Annotated in this window: 17 protein-coding genes; 9 read left to right on the top strand and 8 right to left on the bottom strand. The window is 38.2% G+C overall.

The features are described 5' to 3' along the window. Positions 1–71 precede the first annotated feature (71 nt). The gene (locus IFO69_RS17295) at positions 72–983 is read right to left on the bottom strand and encodes a DUF3078 domain-containing protein (RefSeq protein ID WP_192011389.1); all 912 of its coding nucleotides are present in this window, start codon (positions 981–983) and stop codon (positions 72–74) included. 48 nt (positions 984–1031) lie between these two features. Here IFO69_RS17295 and IFO69_RS17290 point away from each other — a divergent pair, with 48 nt between their 5' ends. The 5 genes from IFO69_RS17290 (at position 1032) to IFO69_RS17270 (ending at position 5441) form a co-directional block, all read left to right on the top strand. Beyond that, entirely contained in the window at positions 1032–1307 is a 276-nt protein-coding gene (locus IFO69_RS17290; RefSeq protein WP_192011388.1) for a DUF202 domain-containing protein, read from the top strand. 3 nt (positions 1308–1310) lie between these two features. Further along, positions 1311–3092, top strand: a complete 1782-nt coding sequence (locus IFO69_RS17285; RefSeq protein ID WP_192011387.1) for an SLC13 family permease — start codon at positions 1311–1313, stop codon at positions 3090–3092. A 55-nt stretch (positions 3093–3147) separates the two neighbouring features. Then, positions 3148–4143, top strand: coding sequence for a TerC family protein (locus IFO69_RS17280; protein WP_192011386.1), 996 nt, complete (start codon positions 3148–3150; stop codon positions 4141–4143). A gap of 85 nt (positions 4144–4228) precedes the next feature. Then, the gene (locus IFO69_RS17275) at positions 4229–4438 is read left to right on the top strand and encodes a hypothetical protein (RefSeq protein WP_192011385.1); all 210 of its coding nucleotides are present in this window, start codon (positions 4229–4231) and stop codon (positions 4436–4438) included. Positions 4439–4553: 115 nt separating this feature from the next. Further along, complete coding sequence (locus IFO69_RS17270; RefSeq protein ID WP_192011384.1) at positions 4554–5441, top strand: Ppx/GppA phosphatase family protein; 888 nt, start codon at positions 4554–4556, stop codon at positions 5439–5441. 57 nt (positions 5442–5498) lie between these two features. Here the strand turns inward: IFO69_RS17270 and ppk1 are convergent, their stop codons facing one another. From ppk1 to IFO69_RS17245, 5 genes are all read right to left on the bottom strand, one after another. Next, positions 5499–7631 (bottom strand): polyphosphate kinase 1, encoded by a 2133-nt coding sequence (gene ppk1, locus IFO69_RS17265; RefSeq protein WP_192011383.1) that lies wholly within the window; start codon positions 7629–7631, stop codon positions 5499–5501. A 121-nt stretch (positions 7632–7752) separates the two neighbouring features. Beyond that, positions 7753–9711 (bottom strand): DNA topoisomerase (ATP-hydrolyzing) subunit B, encoded by a 1959-nt coding sequence (gene gyrB, locus IFO69_RS17260; RefSeq protein WP_192011382.1) that lies wholly within the window; start codon positions 9709–9711, stop codon positions 7753–7755. 137 nt (positions 9712–9848) lie between these two features. Next, a complete protein-coding gene (locus tag IFO69_RS17255; protein ID WP_192011381.1) occupies positions 9849–10223 on the bottom strand; it encodes a CoA-binding protein in 375 nt (124 codons plus the stop codon). Next, positions 10210–11796 (bottom strand): NAD(P)/FAD-dependent oxidoreductase, encoded by a 1587-nt coding sequence (locus IFO69_RS17250; protein WP_192011380.1) that lies wholly within the window; start codon positions 11794–11796, stop codon positions 10210–10212. Before IFO69_RS17250 ends, IFO69_RS17255 begins: the two co-directional genes overlap by 14 nt. Before the next feature lie 38 nt (positions 11797–11834). After that, entirely contained in the window at positions 11835–12803 is a 969-nt protein-coding gene (locus IFO69_RS17245) for a tryptophan 2,3-dioxygenase family protein (protein ID WP_192011379.1), read from the bottom strand. Between the two features lie 128 nt (positions 12804–12931). Here IFO69_RS17245 and IFO69_RS17240 point away from each other — a divergent pair, with 128 nt between their 5' ends. Then, complete coding sequence (locus IFO69_RS17240) at positions 12932–14140, top strand: acyl-CoA dehydrogenase family protein (protein ID WP_192011378.1); 1209 nt, start codon at positions 12932–12934, stop codon at positions 14138–14140. Between the two features lie 3 nt (positions 14141–14143). Here IFO69_RS17240 and IFO69_RS17235 read toward each other — a convergent pair whose 3' ends face one another. Then, positions 14144–15241, bottom strand: a complete 1098-nt coding sequence (locus IFO69_RS17235; RefSeq protein ID WP_192011377.1) for a DUF1573 domain-containing protein — start codon at positions 15239–15241, stop codon at positions 14144–14146. Between the two features lie 71 nt (positions 15242–15312). On the opposite strand from IFO69_RS17235, the gene trpS reads away from it, so the two are divergent. Further along, complete coding sequence (trpS, locus tag IFO69_RS17230; protein ID WP_192011376.1) at positions 15313–16287, top strand: tryptophan--tRNA ligase; 975 nt, start codon at positions 15313–15315, stop codon at positions 16285–16287. A gap of 77 nt (positions 16288–16364) precedes the next feature. Here the strand turns inward: trpS and IFO69_RS17225 are convergent, their stop codons facing one another. Further along, positions 16365–16787 carry a hypothetical protein gene (locus tag IFO69_RS17225; protein WP_192011375.1) on the bottom strand — a complete coding sequence of 141 codons (423 nt, stop codon included), beginning with the start codon at positions 16785–16787 and terminating at the stop codon, positions 16365–16367. Positions 16788–17094: 307 nt separating this feature from the next. On the opposite strand from IFO69_RS17225, the gene hppD reads away from it, so the two are divergent. Together hppD and IFO69_RS17215 are read left to right on the top strand one after the other, a co-directional pair. After that, on the top strand, positions 17095–18189 hold the full coding sequence (gene hppD, locus IFO69_RS17220; protein ID WP_192011374.1) for a 4-hydroxyphenylpyruvate dioxygenase: 1095 nt from the start codon (positions 17095–17097) through the stop codon (positions 18187–18189). A gap of 144 nt (positions 18190–18333) precedes the next feature. Then, positions 18334–20061, top strand: coding sequence for a phospho-sugar mutase (locus tag IFO69_RS17215; RefSeq protein ID WP_192011373.1), 1728 nt, complete (start codon positions 18334–18336; stop codon positions 20059–20061). Positions 20062–20075: the final 14 nt, after the last annotated feature.

The raw sequence follows: 20075 nt of genomic DNA, 5'->3' as shown, positions 1-20075 counted from the left end.
TACCACAGTTAAACAAAAATAGTAAATTTCACCAATATTCAAAATAATTAATTAAAAAGGTATGTTATCCGCTATTTTTTGTTGCTCACTTTATAAAGCAATCCAAGCGACAAACCTTGGCTATACTGAATATCTGAATCCTGGTCAATATCATACAAGTTAATACTAGTAAAGGTCACACTGATTATTTCTGTAATTTTAGCGGTCAAAGTCACATCCAATCTGTGATCAATATTTTTAAAAGATAAAGTCTCATAGTTTGCATACATTTGATAGCGCGTCTTAATATTGAAATTCTCAGCAATATCTTTATCCCATTGAGCGAAAATCTGCAGCGCCAACCATTCTGTCCTAACAGTCTGTCCTATTGGGACCCCATAATTATCCTCCACATTTTCAGAGATTGATTCGTCTGTCACAAAAGTCCACCTGGGTGAAAAAGGACCAATTCTTAAATTAAACTCATCATTGGGTTTATATTCAATACCCAAAGAAGTGGTCAAATAACCTGGAGACATAAATCCTGAAATAAGTGTCCTAGGATCTTCTTCATAATTATAACCATCAGCAAACTGAGTCAAAAAGTTAGCTGAGAAATATGTTCCCCAATTTTTAGAAAGCTTATATCCAACTTTAGAATCCAAAAATATCCTATCATTTGATTTACGACTTTCTTCTCCTTCATTTTTAACTATTCCGTAAAGCAGTTCCATTTCATTATCCCATGTCCAACTCTCTTTGGCATAGTTGGCTTTTCCTGCGACAATTGACCCCAAGGCCACTGAATTAACCCCACCAGCACTCCAGTTGCTACTAAATGCTGCTTGGTTGAAATTAAGCCCGGCTGAAAATTCCTTAGACCAATAGGTGGTATCTTTAGTGGTTTGAGTTAAACTATCTATCTCGTTTTGTGCATAAGAAAAAACAGACATAGACAAAATGGGCAATAGAATAGCTAAAAATTTCTTCGTAGAAAAAAGCATTTTTAATAGATTTATTATGAAATTGTTAGAATATTATCTTCCAAAATTATGGAAAAAGAATCTGAAAATGAATTAATCGTAAGAGATTATTTAGCTCGTCAAAGAACCAAGCTGGCCAATGACAGAACTTTATTATCTTATATAAGGACTAGTCTTTATTTTTTGGTAAGTGGCACGGCTTTGGTAAAAGTAGAAGATCTAGCTAATATCAAAGAGTTCGGTTATATTTCCTTTATTATTAGTTTTATCTTTTTAGTGATAGGTTTCACCAATTTTATTACCATAAAAAGAAAAATAAAAAAAGGTCATTATGCTAAAATGTAATTCATGACTCCAGAAATCATTACGGTATTGATCATTATTGCTGTGGCAATGGTTCTTTTCCTTACCGAGAAATTTTCCATTGATACCATATCCATTTTAGTGATGATCACTTTTATGGTCACAGGCATCTTGAATTTTGAAGAAGGTGTGGCCGGTTTTAGTAACCCTGCCACCATTACTGTTGGTGCCATGTTCGTCATCAGTGCTGCTGTTTTTAAAACGGGATCACTGAACAGCATTAACATCATTTTCCTTAGGATGAGCAGAAAAAACGAATTTCTCTTTTTGCTAACCCTAATGACTTTTTCTGGGATTCTTTCAGCATTTATTAACGATACCGCTGTGGTGGCATTATTAATGCCTACAGTGCTTAAAATTGCCAAAGACACCAAAATACCTCCATCCAAATTACTCATGCCTTTGTCCTTTGGTTCATTGATGGGAGGAGTCTGTACCCTTTTGGGGACCAGTACGAACATACTTGTAAGTGGAATTGCCCAAAGCAATGGAGTCAAGCCTTTTGGCATTTTTGAAATGAGTGGAATGGGCATTCTATTTCTCATTTCAGGTATTACCTATATGATGACCATAGGAAAATGGCTTACGCCAAGCAGGTTGCCTTCAAGGGAAATTTCAGAAACTTTTGACATGGGGGATTATATCACCGAAATCTTTGTCTCCAAAAAGTTTGAAGATATTGGTACATCCATTAAAACCTCAAAGTTCTTCAATGATTACAATGTAGATCCCATCCAAATCATTCGGGAAAGCGGGGAAATCATCAATGCCTACAAATATACTGTCATCCGCGCCAATGACACCATCAGGGTAAGCTGTGATAAAGACACGTTGACCCAAATACGTAATATTCCTGGAATCGAACTGAAAATTGATCTGAAACTCAAAGATGAAGATTTTAAATCTCAAGGTTATAAACTTTATGAGATGGTGGTACCTCCCAATTCCAACCTGATCAATAATACTGTTAAATCTTTTGATTTCCGCGCAACCTATCCGGGCCTTACAGTCTTGGCGATCCGGCACAGAAATGACATTCTTTTTAAAAAACTCAAGCATACCAAAATTTCTGCTGGTGATGTTCTCTTGGTAAGAGGAGATGAAGAAGTTGTAGGTCAAATTAAAGGTGGGGAAAACCTCTTAATCATATCAGAGGATAATAGCCCTACGGTAAATTGGAAAAAAATTGCATTGACGCTCTTTATAGTTGTATCAGCAATCACTTTAGCAGCAATCAATGTACTTCCTATTCCAGTAGCTGCGATTTGCGGGGTAGTCTTATTGATCATAATGAAAGCAATTAGTACTGAGGAGGCCTACAGGTCCGTTGATTGGAAAGTGCTATTTATGCTTGCCGGAATTCTATCCATGGGAACTGCCTTAGAAAAAACGGGCGCTGCCAATCTACTTGCAGAAACCCTTGTGAATCAGATGGGCAATTTTGGTCCTAGGGTAATTTTGAGTGTAGTTTTTGCAGTCACTTTCTTGGCTACTAATATTATGTCAAATAATGCCACCGCGGCCTTATTAGCCCCCATAGCTATTTCGATCGCAGCTTCTCTTGAAGTGAGCGACCGTCCCTTCCTAATGGCTGTTACTTTTGGGGCATCTCTTAGCTTTATGACTCCCATGGGTTATCAAACAAATACCATGATTTATACGCCTGGAAATTATAAATTCTCAGATTATCTAAGAGTGGGCACACCTCTGAACCTTTTATATTGGATCATTGCTACTATCTGCATTCCTATATTCTTTCCCTTCTAGACTGTTATACTTCATGTAATATTTTTGATAGCTTTGTGCTTTAATTTCTGGAGAATTGGAATACATCAAAGAAGAGGGAACTACCCTCATTATATTTGGCATCTTAATTATATCGTTGCTCTTAACAGACCTTTTGGTTTTCAATAAGACAGCTCATAAGGTCAAAATAAAAGAAGCAATGACTTGGTCAATCATTTGGATCAGCATTGGTTTGCTTTTTGGCCTTTACATATACTTTAGTCTAGGAGGTGAAAAGGCTACGCAGTATTATACTGCCTTTTTGATCGAAAAAGCCTTAAGTGTAGACAACTTATTTGTGTTCATTATGGTATTTAGATTTTTCAAAGTACCTGATACCTATCAACACAAAGTCCTTTTCTATGGAATTATTGGAGCAGTATTGATGCGGGCCATTTTTATATTTTTTGGTGTAACACTAATAGGCATCAGCTATTTACCTGCTTTCACTTTTGCTGGTCTAGAAATCAAAATCAATGTGGTGATGACCCTTTTTGGAGTATTTTTGATTTATGCTGGCTGGCAATCATGGCAACATGAAGATGATGAACCAGAAGACTTTTCAAAATCATTGGGAACTAAATTCATTCATAAATTATTCAGGGTTTACCCGAAATTCAATGGAGAAAACTTCTTCATCAGGATCAATGGCAAACGTTTTGCGACCCAACTACTAGTAGTCGTAGCCGTAGTTGAATTCACAGATTTATTATTTGCAGTTGATTCTATCCCAGCCATTTTTGCTGTTTCAAACGACCCAGTCATTTTATACACTTCCAACATATTTGCAATCCTTGGTCTTCGGGCATTGTACTTTCTTTTGGCAAGTGCTTTTGATATGTTTTCCTATTTAAAATATGGATTGGCCTTTATCTTGGTTTTCTTAGGGGTAAAGATGGTCCTTTCTTCCATTTATCACATCCCGAGTACACTTTCTCTTGGTATTGTTGGAGGAATTCTAATTGTATGTGTGGCCTTCTCCTTCAAAAAATATAAGCAACAAAGAAGTTTAACCAAAAACAACATTAGATAGCCTATCCCCCCTTTTGTAACATAAATATCTCTTTATTATTTGGTAGGTTTTTTGCAATAGAACTTGGATAACCAACTTTATTGATATGAAAACATTAGGGATTGTTTTAGTCTTAGTAGGTATTGTGATGTTCATCATTACCGGTTTTTCATTTACTACAGAAGAGACAGTTATAGATGCAGGTCCCCTTCAAGTAAGTGCGGAAAAAGAAAAATCAGTAAACTGGCCACCATATGCTGGCGGAATATCTATTGTCGCAGGTATCATTGTATTCGCCATTGCGCGTAAAAAATAACCATAGGGACATTAAAAATGCCTCTTTTTTATTTTACTTTTACATAGTGTAATTGATGTTTTTTAATTACTACTAAACTGGATTTTACAATCAACCACCAAAAACCTAAAACAGTTTGAAGCTAGCAGCCGTAGACATTGGGTCAAATGCCATAAGACTACAAATCACCCATGTAACTCATTACGAAAATCAGGTCAATTTTAAAAAACTAGAATATGTAAGATTTCCGCTTAGACTTGGAAAAGATGTATTCCACAACAACAGAATCAGTGATATTAATAGAAGAAAATTCATTAAACTGATGAAAGCCTATAAATTATTGATCGATTTATACGAAGTGGATGATTACATGGTCTGTGCTACTTCTGCTATGAGGGAATCCGAAAACGGTAAAGATATTGCCCAAGAAGTAAAGCAAGATCTAGGACTTAAAATCCAGATAATTGACGGAAACAAAGAAGCTGACCTGATCAATGTGGCTCTTTGGAACTATATCGACCATAAGCCTTATTTACACGTGGATGTAGGTGGTGGAAGTACTGAACTAAACATCTACCAAGACAGAAAAAAGATAGCTAGCAAGTCCTTCAAAATTGGTTCTGTCCGTGCCTTGGACCATATGGACTCCCCTAAAGTATGGAAGGCCATGAGGTCATTTATTCAGGAGAATATCGATAAAAAACATCGAATTACATGCATTGGAACTGGGGGAAATATCAATAAAATTTTTGAGCTATCTAATCCAAGAAAAAATAAAAGATACTTGGACATTGTCAAAATAAAAGAGGTTCAAGCTTATTTAGAAGGGTTTAGCTATGAAGAAAGGGTAAATAAACTCAACCTCAATCCAGACAGGGCAGATGTGATTGTTCCAGCATCTTACATTTACTTATCTGCAATGGAAGCTGCCAATTCCACAAGAATGATCGTCCCGGATGTAGGGCTAAAAGATGGTGTAATGAATATTCTCTATGATAAAAATAAATCAAAGTCAATAGTATAAAACCAAGAAGGCCGGCCAATATGAATTGGCCGGCCTTCTTGGTTTTATAGATTGCTTTTAAATCAGCTTTACATTTTCTACAATATCCGGAGTAATGGTAAAAAACTCTTTATGAATGTTGAATTCAACTTCATCATCTTGGGGACATTTAGCCACATAAGTTCCATCCTCCTGCATCATATAAGCATTGACATTATCCTTAAGGTTATAAGCTAAGATGTTCATCAATTGCTTTTCTAAGAATGGATCTTGAACCCTAAACAGTGATTCAAGTCTTTTCTCAAAACTCCTCACCATCATATCGGCACTTCCTGCATAGGTTCTTAAGTCACCATTATTATGAAAATGGTAAATTCTTGAATGCTCCAGAAAATCACCTACTATGGAATAAACCTCAATATTCTCACTCAGGCCTTTTCTTCCAGGTCTCAAACAACATATCCCTCTTATAATCAACTTAATGGGCACACCACTTTGAGATGCCCTATAAAGTGCATGAATGGTTTCACTGTCCTCAAGGCTGTTTACCTTAATAAATATTCCACAAGGCAAACCTTGACGGGCATGTTCTGCTTCGCTCTCAATAAAATTGATCAAACCACTTCTCATTCCCTGTGGTGCAGTAATCAAGTTCTTATAAGAAGAAGGCATTGAATGCCCTGTAATTACATTAAAAAATTCGGAAACATCATTAGCCAAAACTTCATTAGTAGTCAGCAAACCTAAATCAGTATACAGCTTTGAGGTATCTTCGTTATAATTTCCGGATCCTAAATGCACAAACCTTGTAACCTTGTTTTCGTCTTTTTTCACGATCAGCATAAGCTTTGTATGGGTTTTAAAATTACTCACCCCATAGATCACAAAACAGCCTGCTTTCTGAAGCTTCTTGGCTTCTTGCATATTGTTTTCTTCATCAAATCTGGCCTTCACTTCAAACAGTACAGATACGTGCTTTCCATTTTCTGCAGCTTTCAGCAAGGCAGTTGTAATGCGTGAGTGCTTCGCCAATCTGTAAATCGTCATTTTAATGGCCATGACATTCGGGTCTTCGGCCGCTTTGTTCAACAGTTCCAAAATTGGCTCCATATTATTATATGGATGATGCAGCAATACATCCTTCTGTTTGAGCACCTGAAAGATATCTTGACTTCCCCCCTGTACTCCAGCTTGGGGATAACTTAAAGGAGGAACGGTAATCGGTGTCTGTGGAATCCTATCCTTAAATCTCCTATTTCCTATAATTTGCCAAAAACTGGTAAAGTCCAGCATGCTTTCTTTTTTGACCTTGAAAACACTGTCTTTCTGAATATTCCACCTGTCCTTAAGCAAATTCATCATCCACTTACTATACCCCTCTTCGATTTCGACCCTTACTACCCTGCCAGTTTTTCGCTCGTTAAGTTTACGTTTTACCTCTTCAAGGAAGTTGGAATCCATATCTTCTGTTTCTTCCAAAGTAAAATCACCATTTCGGGTAATTCTAAAAAGGTTGATGGACTCGATAATTACATTTCTAAACAAAGAAACAATATGTTCTCTGATGACTTCCTCAATAGGTACAAAAATCATCTCCTCATCCCTTTCGATTTCAAAGAACCTAGGAATATTGGATGGAATTTGAACAAATGAAAGTTTTCGATTATCCTTTTTATCGCCCGGATTGATAGTCACTACCCCAAAAATCAACAGCTTGTTCATCAAAATGGGAAAGGTATGGTATCCATCAAAAACCATTGGTGTGAGCATTGGATAAACTGCCTTAAAAAAATACTCTTTTATATATTCTTGTTCCTCATCTTCCAAATTTTTGACATTGCTTAAGATAAAACCAGACTCTCTGGTGCTTGGCAGAATATTACTGATAAAGTGTTCATGTTGCTGCTCATGAAAATCCTGAGAGTCAAGCATCAGCTTTTCTTTGAATGGCTCTTCCCTTAAGCCAGAATAATCTATCCTTTCCTTTTCATAATCAAGGTAATTATACAGTGAACCCACCCTGATCATAAAAAACTCATCAAGGTTGGAGGCAGTGATGGCTAAAAATTTCAACTTTTCAAAAATTGTCCTGCTTTGCTTCTTGGACTGGTCCAAAACACGAAAATTGAATTTTATCCAACTTAGGTCTCTGCTGACCAAATCACTTCCATCTATTTTACTCTCGAATTTATCTCTTTGAATAACTTCCATTTCCATAATTCAAAATCCAAAACTTAATAAAATTGAACTTAAAAGAGGTTCCAAAATGAATTCATAATATAAGCAAAAAAGGGGCTTAATGCCCCTTTGTTACCGTTATTTTAATATAAAATCAGGTATCAATTTTGGCGTACTTCGCATTCTTCTCAATGAACTCTCTTCGAGGAGCTACTTCATCTCCCATCAACATACTGAACAGGTGATCTGCCTCAGCTGCTGAATCAATGGTTACTTGCTTTAAAGTACGGGATGTAGGATCCATGGTTGTAGTCCACAATTGTTCCGGGTTCATTTCACCAAGACCTTTATAACGTTGTATACCAACACTCTCTAACTTACCATCACCGACCATTTCTCGTGTCAATTTCGCCCTTTCGTCTTCCGTCCAGCAATAACGCTCGTCTTTTCCCTTTCTAAGGAGATATAATGGAGGCAAGGCAATATAAACGTAACCATTTTCTATCAATGATCTCATGTAACGGAAGAAAAGCGTCAATATCAAAGTCCTGATATGCGAACCGTCGATATCAGCATCCGTCATAATCACAATTTTGTGATAACGTAAATTGGTAAGATCCAGCTCCTTTTCATCCTCGGCTGTGCCAAACTTAACTCCTAAAGCGGTTAAAATATTTTTAATCTCATCATTATCATAAATCTTATGTTCATGAGCCTTTTCAACATTCAATATTTTACCTTTCAGTGGCAAAATAGCTTGGAAGTCCCTATCTCGACCTTGCTTGGCAGAACCACCTGCAGAGTCCCCTTCCACCAAGTACAATTCACATACTTCTGGGTTCGTATTGGCACAATCGGCAAGCTTTCCTGGAAGACCACCTCCCCCAAGAACATTCTTACGCTGCACCATTTCTCTGGCTTTTCTAGCTGCATGCCTCGCTTGAGCGGCCAAGACAACTTTGCCAACAATAATTTTAGCTTCTTTCGGATGCTCCTCTAACCAATATTGTAGCACCTCAGAAACAGAACTGTCCACAGCACTTACCACCTCTGAGTTACCCAATTTGGTTTTAGTCTGACCCTCAAATTGCGGCTCAGCTACTTTTACAGAAATAACAGCTGTCAATCCTTCCCTAAAGTCATCTCCAGAAACATCTATTTTTACTTTGTCCAGCATTCCTGACTTGTCAGCATAACTCTTTAAGGTTCTGGTCAATGCTCTTCTGAAGCCAGAAACGTGAGTTCCACCTTCATAGGTATTGATGGTATTGACATATGAAACCACGTTTTCAGAAAATGAAGAATTATAACTCATAGCCACCTGAACTGGTACACCATTTTTCTCAGATTCTATGTATATAGGTTCTGCAATGATCTTTTCCTTAGTTTCATCCAAATACTGAACAAATTCAACTAAACCTCCCTCAGAGAAAAACTCATCAGACTTTGGCTTTCCATCATCATCCAACTCACGCATATCTTCCAAGAAAATCCTTATTCCTGCATTAAGGAAAGCCATTTCTCTCAGACGAGTAGCGATTGTATCATATTTATATTCTGTTATGGTAAAAATCTCACCATCAGGCTTGAAATGAATTGTAGTTCCCCTTTTATCAGTAGTACCTACTTCTTTGACCTCGGTCTGAGGAACCCCTCTTGAATATTCTTGTTCAAATACTTTCCCATTACGGTGAACAGTAGCTTTCAGCATTGTAGACAAGGCATTAACACAAGAAACCCCGACACCATGAAGTCCACCGGACACTTTATAGGTATCTTTATCAAACTTACCTCCAGCGTGCAATACGGTCATAACAACTTCCAAGGCTGAACGTTGTTCTTTTTCATGCATATCAGTCGGAATCCCTCTACCATTATCCTGCACCATCACAGAGTTATCCTCCAATACAGTCACATGAATGGTATCACAATGTCCAGCCAACGCTTCATCTATAGAGTTATCAACAACTTCCCATATCAAGTGATGCAGACCTTTTATCCCTACATCACCGATATACATGGCCGGCCTTTTTCTTACTGCTTCTAAACCTTCTAAAATCTGAATATTCCCTGCGGAATAATCCCCTAAATTCGACTCTTGTTCTTTACTCATAATAGGATTTATAAAAGAATAAAGAGGAATAATTCCTCTAGCTTCATTTTAACTTTCAACCTTTAATAATACGACATTTTTGGCACAAACCAGCTATAAAAACTCAAAAAATCAGGCCTATTTAGCTGTAACATTCATTAATATTGACCAGTTCTTAGCATTACTAAAGTACAAGCCTCCACCGCTTCAATTCCCTCGTTTTTTAATCGATCAGTAAATCCTTGATTTTCAGCACCAGGGTTAAATATCACACGTTTTGGATGCAAAGATACTATGTAATCTTCCCACTCTTTTTGATGAACCGGATTGATGTACATCGTCACTGTATCTACATCGTTTATAATTGGTTTCTCGTTTAGATTTTTGATTATCTCCCCATGCACATTCCCTTCATGCACACTTAAAGGCACAATGGGGTGATCGTTTTCTTTTAGCATTCCGGCAGCCAAAAAAGCATATTTTGACGGATTGTCTGTTGCTCCAATAATTACAGTTTTCTTAGTATCGCCCATATTTCTCCATTAGTTTTTCAGCACATCTTTCTCCATCCATTGCAGCAGAAACTATACCACCTGCATATCCTGCACCTTCGCCACAAGGATAAAGACGAGAAATTTCTGGATGTTCAAAGGTCTCTTTTCCTCTGGGCACCCTAACTGGTGAAGATGTCCTACTTTCTACTCCAATTATCTGGGCATCATTTGTATAGTAACCTTTCATTTTATTTCCAAAAGCCTTAAATGCCTGCTTCAATCTTGAAGCAATAAAATCAGGCAAAACTTCACTTCCCATATTTACAGACTTCAGACCTGGCTGATAAGAGGTATCCAAAAGCGTACTACTATCTTTGCCTTCCACAAAATCTGCCAACCGTTGGGCTGGAGCAACCTGAGTCTCTCCCCCTGCTCTCCAGGCTGCTTTTTCAACATCTGATTGAAACTTCATTGCCCCTAAAGCCCCATACTTATGATATTCTACCGGAAGGTCTTCCAACTCAACTGCTGCTACAATTCCTGAATTGGCAAATTTACTATCCCTTCTACTTGGACTCATGCCATTGACAACTAACTCACCTGGTGAAGTCGCTGCTGGTACGATAAAGCCTCCGGGGCACATGCAAAATGAAAAAACCCCTCTTTGTTTATTATCATAAACTGTCTGCTGCACCAATGCATAAGATGATGCTGGAAGATAGGGCCCCCTATTAGTTCGACAGTGGTACTGAATTTGATCGATTAGTTGCTGGCTATGTTCCACTCTTACTCCAAGCGCAAAAGGCTTGGCTTCAATCAGAATCTTTCTATCATTTAAAAGATGAAAAATATCTTTGGCAGAATGTCCCGTTGCCAAAATGACCCCCAAACCCAAAATAGTTTCACCATCGGCAGTGGTCACTCCTTTCACCTCATCTCCTTTTAAAACAAAATCTATGACTTTGGTTTCAAAAAGAATCTCTCCCCCTGCACTTAAAACACTTTCTCTCAAATCTGCAACCAAAACCGGAAGCTTATTGGTTCCAATATGTGGATGCGCATCGACCAAAATATCCTCTGTAGCACCATGGGCAACCATAATCTCCAGGATTCTCCTTATATCCCCCCTCTTTTTGGAACGGGTATATAGCTTTCCGTCAGAATAAGTACCAGCTCCACCCTCTCCAAAACAATAATTGGATTCGGGATTAACAATATGCTCCTTATTGATGGCTGCCAAATCCCTCCTTCTTGACCTTACATCCCTGCCTCTTTCCAATACTATCGGTTTTCCTCCCAATTCAATAACCCGCAAAGCGGCAAAAAGACCAGCTGGACCAGCTCCCACAATGATGACAGGATCAGCATTCCCCACCTTTTGGTAATCCTTAGTTGCCTCAATTCTGGCATCAGGTACTTCATTGATGAAAACCTCCGCAGTCACATTTATTTTTACTTGCCGGCCTCGGGCATCAATCGACCTCTTCAGTGGACGAATATTTATTTTATCTTCAGCACTTTTTAACCCTAAATTCTTGAGGACAGTAGCTTCAAAAAGCTGCTCGTCATAAGCTTCTTTTGGGCTAAGCTTTAATTGTAATTCTTTTCTCATTTGGTAAGGTATTTATCCTTAAATCAGCTATATCCAGTTTAAAATTCTTGGCCAAAGACTTCTTTGACCACCCAGCCTTTGCCCCACTCTTCCTTTTCCTTCTCCGACCAAAGCTCAGGGTAAAACACCACCTTCTGAAACCTAGGAGGAAGGTACTTTTGCCAGTTTGTCCCTCCAGTGGCAGCAATATCTTCAGGATTTTTCTGTAAATACCTTACAGCGGACTTGTAATGAGCCAAAGGCCAAAAAACATTTGCTTTAAGATCATAAGTCTTCATCAACTCTGTAAGTTCGTCATCAATATCCTGACAATTCTGATAAACTTTCCAAAGATTTCTTTTCCTGTAACTAACAATTAGCTCTTTCAGTTTTTTACCATACTTTTCCTCAAAAGTCCTCAATGTCAAGGTCTTTTCTCCAGTCGCCAGTTCTTTTGCTCCTGATTGCCAATACAGAATATCAAACAAACTATCCACATTGGTCAGGTTAATATCCATGTAGTCTTCTCTTTCTATAATATTGACCAAATACTGGATTTCTGTTGACATGATTTCAATGATACGGTATTGCGCGCTTTGAAAACCACTTGAAGGCAGCAATGACATCCTGAACTTCAAAAACTGCTCCTTTTCCATCCCTTTCCACATCACCGAAAAAGAGGAAATCAGTTGATCAAAATACATAATGACCCGCTCCAATCGCTCTTTCATAAAAGCTGCTTTCACATCTACTTGCTCAGCAATTTGTTCCAATTCCCAAATGATCAACTTAAAGTACAACTCTGTGATCTGATGATAAATAATGAATATTTTCTCATCTTTGAAAGATGTCTTTGGCTGCTGTAAAGTCAGCAAGGTATCCAGGTTAATGTAATCCCAATACGTCAAATAATCCGCATAAAGCAACCCTTCCAAATAAGAAAGCATGTCTTGACCGGAAGCTTTGTACTTTTCGTGTAATTGTTGGATTTTATCGATTATTTCTTGGGGTGGCTGCTCCTTGCTCATGGATGTTTTTTTATGCTGGTAATGTAGTTTTTTATCAAACTTCTTGCTTAATTAAAGAGGCTTTGGAGAGTACTACTTAAAAACTAACACACAAAAATCAGTCTAAAAACCCAATAAACCAAAATTTCATGTCGTCAAATACCTCCCCGAAAAGAGCAACTAAACAAGATACTTTTGAAAGTGTTGACTTTTATGCCATTGATGATTTGTTAAGCGAAGAGCACCTGCTCATCAGGCAGTCCATGCGAGAGTTTGTCAAAAAGGAAATCTCACCTTTTATAGAAGACTGGTCCCAAAAAGCTCACTTCCCTAAAGAAATTGTCACCAAATTTGGTGAGGTTGGAGCTTTTGGTCCGCAAATCCCAACAGAATATGGAGGTGGCGGACTAGATTATATTGCCTATGGACTTATTATGCAGGAAATTGAACGTGGAGACTCTGGCATGAGGTCTACCGTTTCTGTCCAAGGGTCTTTGGTCATGTATCCAGTCCAAGCCTTTGGAAGTGAGGCGCAAAAGAAAAAATATTTACCCCAGCTCGCTTCGGGAAAAATGCTGGGCTGTTTTGGACTTACCGAACCAGACCATGGTTCTAACCCAAGTGGCATGAAAACCCATTTTAAAGATATGGGAGACCACTACTTACTCAATGGAGCCAAAATGTGGATTTCCAATTCACCACAAGCAGACATCGCTATAGTTTGGGCCAAAAATGAGAAAGGAAGAATCCATGGCCTTATTGTTGAAAGAGGAATGGAAGGTTTTACTACACCTGAAACCCATAACAAATGGTCCTTGAGAGCAAGCTGTACCGGGGAATTGGTTTTTGATAATGTAAAAGTACCTAAGGAAAACTTACTCCCCGGCAAATCAGGTCTGGGCGCTCCTTTAATGTGTTTGGATTCTGCCCGTTATGGAATAGCTTGGGGCGCGCTGGGAGCGGCAATGGACTGCTATGACTCAGCCAAAAGATACGCATTGGAAAGAATACAGTTTGACAAGCCCATTGCTTCCTTTCAACTTGTCCAGAAGAAGTTGGCTGAAATGCTTACCGAAATCACCAAAGCTCAATTGTTGGTTTGGAGATTAGGCAAACTGAAAAATGAAGGAAAAGCCACTACAGCTCAAGTCTCCCTCGCCAAGAGAAACAATGTGGCCATGGCATTGGATATCGCCAGAGAAGCAAGGCAAATTCACGGCGGCATGGGAATAACCGGTGAATACCCCATCATGCGTCATATGATGAATTTGGAGTCTGTAGTAACTTACGAAGGAACTCACGATATCCATTTGTTGATTCTTGGTCAAGAAATCACCGGCATACCTGCTTTTAAATAATTATTAGTCAATCCTGCTCTTCACCACTATTGTTCTGGTAGGATTCAGCGGATCATTACTAAAGATCGTAATCATTTTATGATCAATACCCAGTCGACCCTTTGGATCAAAAGTAAAGGTCAAATCAGTTTTTTCGCCGGGCTGAAGGTCTTTGGTCGGTAAGTCATATACCATACAATCACAGTTTGTTACCACTTTTCGGATATTAACAGGCTTGCTACCAATATTGGTTAAAACAATTGACTTTGATATGATTTCTTTGCTAGAGATTTTATTTAAGTCCACATCTACTTCAGAAATGGCCAGCTTGGGAATATTATTCACTTCACTTTTAAGAACTGGCGCAAAGTATTCATGAATAGTGGTAAGTAACCTCAACTCTATAGCTTCATTACCATTTGATTCAATATTAAAAGCCACACTTTCGTCAAAAAAACCAAGATCAGCCTTTGCTACAGCATCATATTGTATAGCAAGAAGACCTCTAGATTTGGCAGGAACTATTGCAGGAATCATATTGACCTTGATATGATCCGGCAATTTCATTTCCTGTTCATCCAAGGTAATTGGTAAATCCTTGAAATTATAGAAATCCACATATTTTACCTTTGGCTGATTGGTAAACACTTCCCCCATATTGATAGAACTGAAGCGAAACCCAAGATTACCTTTCCTATAATCATAATAAGAAGCTACATTATCAGGGTAAGGGATATTATACCCTTCCACATAAAGTGTATCTCCAGTTGGATTTATATTGGTTTTGACCACCACTTTCTTTTTAAAAGCCCCTCCAAAACTTGTAGGCTGATAATCCACCTTAATAGAACCTATCTGATTTTGCTCCAAAGTATCTGAGGCAAAATCAATAGTAGTACACCCACAATCCGTAATAACCTCTTCAATGATCACAGGAGAAATCCCATTATTCACTACGAAAAATTCCGTTGATACTTTTCCGTGCTCCTCCATTACCGAGCCCAATTTTGCTTCTTGCCTTTCCCATAAAAGTGGAGAAGGGGCAAGTCCCTGAGCTTTAACAGCAAAACCAACACATATAGTAAGGCTTATGATGATTAAGGCTAATCCAATATTTTTCATATTCACAAATAACGGTAAAATTCAAGCGAATTGTGTCTTTATTTCTTTAATTTGCATCAAAAATTTGACTGATGGCAAGAGTATTGACAGGAATTCAAAGTTCGGGCCGACCTCATCTAGGGAACATCCTAGGTGCTATTGAACCGGCAATTGAATTAACAAAAAAAGATAATAACGAGTCTTACATTTTTATAGCAGATTTCCACTCCCTAACGACCATCAAAGATGGTGAAAAACGAAAAGACAATGTCCATGCCGTAGCCGCCGCTTGGCTCGCTTTCGGGCTGGATATCTCCAAAACAGTCTTTTACAGGCAATCCAGGATTCCTGAAATAGCCGAATTGACTTGGTACCTCAGCTGTTTCACTCCTTACCCCATGTTGGCCAATGCCCATAGTTTCAAAGATAAGTCAGACAAATTATCAGATGTCAATGCAGGTTTGTTCACCTACCCAGTCCTAATGGCTTCAGACATATTGATATTTGATGCAGACATTGTCCCGGTTGGCAAAGACCAGTTGCAGCACTTGGAAATGACCCGTGACATTGCCAGTACATTCAACCACCGTGTTGACGAGGAAATTCTCACTTTACCCGAGCCTAGAATCAGTGAAGATGTAATGATCATTCCTGGTACTGATGGCCAGAAAATGAGCAAGTCCTACAACAACTATATAGATATTTTCTTACCTGCAAAACAACTCAAAAAGAACGTCTATAGTATAGTAACGGACTCTACCCCTCTTGAAGAGCCTAAAAACCCTGACACCTGTAATGTCTTTAAACTTTATAGTTTGATTGCTACAATCCAACAAACGGAGGAATTAAGGCAAAAATACCTTGGAGGCAACTTTGGTTACGGACATGCAAAGAAAGAGTTACTTGACCTCATCACTGAAAAATACACCAAAGAAAGGGCTACTTTTGACTACTACATGAACAATCTAGGAGAACTGGACGCCAAGCTTTCAGAAGGTGAAGCCAAAGCCAGAGAGGTTGCCCAAAACACACTGAACAAAGTAAGGGAGAAGCTAGGATATAAATAAAAACCCAATCACTTAAATAAAAAGATGCACTTCCAATATCGAGGAAGGGCATCTTTTTATTTAACACCAATCTAATTTTACCTAGACCTCCAAAGGTCTTTCATCGCAACTCCATTGATTTGCATCACAAATCTTGTAGGGTTTGGTATTAGTATAATCCTCACATCTTGTCCATCAAACTGCTCTGACTCTATAGGTACACCCTCTTTACCTTTGACCTCATAAGAAATAACACCTCTTGCATCTGGCAACATAGGCACATACTTATTCGCTAAGTACGCAGAAGGCAACAAAATATCCGTATCTGAATCCAGCTTATCGTAAATTTTTTCAAGCTCTCCTTCCAATTCATCTCCAAACTCTTCATTGAAATCATCTTCCAAATCATGAAGCTCTTCTTCAATATCATCATAATTTTCATCGGCATAAGTCAATTTGCTTAGCTCTATTCTCTTCTCTACAATAGCGGTTAGGTCCTTGTCTAACTTATTTAAGTCCATTACAGTTTTTTGTTGATTTTTAAATGAAATATGAAGGTAGATAATCCCCTTAGAGTTTCCAAAAAACAGATTGCGCTTATTTAAATTAAAATAATAATACTTTAACACCTCAAAAAACAGCAATTCCAATAGTTACCCCACCTATTAAGCTATTTTACTACTTCAAACTTCCAAATCAATCATCAAACAATGTTTTAAGAAGCCTCAAAACCTTCACATATTACCACCATCATTCCCTTATTTTCGTACTATAATTTTCCTATATTGTCCATTCCTAGACTAATATATAAACCCAAAAAAAAATCTTATGGAAACTGATTTTCTCCCCATTAATGGGACTGATCATGTGGAATTTTATGTTGGCAATGCCAAACAATCTTCTTTATATTATCAATATGCTTTTGGCTACCAATTAGAAGCATACGCAGGACCTGAAACTGGCGTCAGAGACCGAGCGTCTTATGTGCTAAGACAGGATAAGATAAGATTGGTATTGACCAGTGCTCTCAACGAAAATCACCCAATTGCTGAACATGTTAAAAAACATGGAGATGGAGTCAAAGTCCTTGCCTTGTGGGTAGATGATGCGGAAAAATCATGGCAAGAAACTACCAAAAGAGGAGCAGTTTCCCATGAACCTCCAGAAACAATTTCAGATGAAAACGGCTCAGTCAAAGTGGCCTCTATCCACACTTATGGAGAAACCTTACACACATTTATCGAAAGAAAAGATTACAAAGGCCCTTTCCTACCTGGATACATCGAAGTTAAAAATGAATTCAAAGCTCAACCAATTGGATTGAAATACATCGACCATTGCGTGGGAAATGTAGGCTGGGGAGAAATGAACAAATGGGTTGATTTTTATGAAAAGGTAATGGGATTCAGCTTATTGGTTACTTTTGACGATAAAGATATTTCCACCGAATATTCAGCCTTAATGTCAAAAGTAGTTTCAAATGGTAATGGTTATATAAAATTCCCCATTAATGAACCCGCAGAGGGAAAGAAAAAATCTCAAATCGAAGAATACCTGGATTACTACAACAGCCCTGGTGTACAACATATCGCTATAGCTACCGACGACATCATCCATACCGTAAGTGAACTCAGAAAACGGGGGGTGGAATTCCTTAGGGTTCCTGAAACCTATTATGAAAACTTGCTAGAAAGGGTTGGTGAAATAGAAGAATCCATCCAGCCCCTCAAAGCTTTGAACATTCTGGTGGATAGAGATAATGAAGGCTACCTCTTGCAAATTTTCACAAAACCGGTTCAAGATAGACCTACCCTATTTTATGAAATCATTCAACGAAAGGGTGCCAAATCATTTGGAAAAGGCAATTTCAAAGCCCTCTTTGAATCGATAGAAAGAGAACAAGCTTTAAGGGGTAATTTATAGTGAGAAAGAAGCTGTCACTGAACATTGGGTGATCATTTACAAAAAGTAAAATTTTCTTTACTTTTCAACTTTCTGATTCCTCTCAAAGTGGCATTAATGGCTTTTATGATTAAATTAGATTTTCATTTAAGTTTTTTACACAACATGACAGACGCATCCATTATTAGCAAAGCCCAAACATGGCTTAGTAGTAACATTGATCAGCAAAGCAAAGAACAAATCCAACGGCTTATTGCCGCTGAAGACCAAACAGAACTTATCGATTCATTTTACAGAGATCTCGAGTTTGGAACAGGTGGTTTAAGAGGTATAATGGGGGTTGGTTCAAACAGAATGAATGTTTACACAATAGGAATGGCCACTCAAGGACTGGCTAATTACCTATTGTCTTGCTTTCCTGGAGAGGAGATCAAAGTAGCCATTACGCATGATTCCCGTATCAATAACACTTTGTTTGCAGATACAACGGCCAATGTATTGTCTGCTAATGGCATCAAGGTAAAATACTTCAAAGAAATGCGTCCTACCCCAATGCTTTCATATGCCATAAGGTATTATGGTTGTAAAAGTGGGGTAATGATAACCGCCTCCCACAATCCCAAAGAATACAATGGCTATAAAGCATACTGGGAGGATGGTGGCCAAATCGTTGCTCCCCATGACAAAAACATCATCATGGAAGTTCAAAAAATTAGTTCTATTGATGATGTAAAGTGGGATAAAGATGAAAACCTGATCGAATACATTGGCCAGGAAATGGACTTAAGCTATCTAAATGATATCAAGAAGTTCAGCCTTTCTCCAAAAGCTATTTTGAATCAAAAAGACATGAGTATCGTCTTTTCTCCCATTCATGGCGCTTCTGGTAAAATGGTTCCTGCCGCTTTAAAAACATTTGGTTTTGAAAACATCCATATTGTCAAAGAACAAGCTGAGCCTGATGGCAATTTCCCAACCGTAATTTACCCCAATCCCGAAGAGGCAGAGGCGCTAGACCTTTCCCTTAAACTTGGTAAAGAAGTCAATGCTGAATTGGTTTTGGCTTGTGACCCTGATGGAGACAGATATGCTGCTGCTATTCCTAATGAAAACGGAGAATTTGAGTTACTCAATGGAAATCAAACAGGATCCATACTCACCTATTACTTGTTAAGCCTATGGAGCAAACGAGGAAAATTTACGGGAAACCAATTCATGGTCAACACCATAGTAACCACTGAACTCATAGAAGATATCTGTAGAGGCTTTAATATTCCTTGTTACCGAGTACTCACTGGGTTTAAAAATATTGCTGCGGTTATTAGAGAACTTGAAGGTAAAAAACAATTCATTTGTGGTGGTGAGGAAAGTTATGGTTTCTTAGTGGGTGATGCCGTTAGGGACAAAGATGGTGTTTCTGCCTGTGCCACATTAGCTGAAGTTGTTGCCTATTACAAAGAAAGAGGCATGACACTTTTTGATGTTTTGGCTGAGATTTACCAAGAATATGGCTTCTACAAAGAGTCTCTTATTTCCGTAACCAAAAAAGGCAAAGACGGGGCTGAGCAAATCCAACAACTGATGCATGGCTTCAGAACAAATAGACCTGAATCCATCAATGGTATCAAAGTGGTAAAAGTGGTAGATGTAAAGGAAAGCAAAGTCTATAACGTTCTAGAAGGTACTGAAGAAACATTGGACATGGACAAGAGCAATGTTATTCAATTCTACCTAGAAGACGGAAGCAAAATATCCGCCCGTCCTTCCGGTACTGAACCAAAGATTAAATACTATATTTCTGTTAACGAGACATTGCCAAATAGAGATGCTTACCGAGCTGTAGAGGCTTCTTTGCAGAAGAAAATTGAAGGGCTCAAAAAGTTCTTTGAATAGAATAAACTTCATAA

Source organism: Echinicola arenosa (assembly GCF_014841125.1).
GTDB lineage: Bacteria > Bacteroidota > Bacteroidia > Cytophagales > Cyclobacteriaceae > Echinicola > Echinicola arenosa.
Note: the sequence above shows the minus strand (reverse complement) of the source record. Positions and strands in the feature narration are given on the sequence as shown.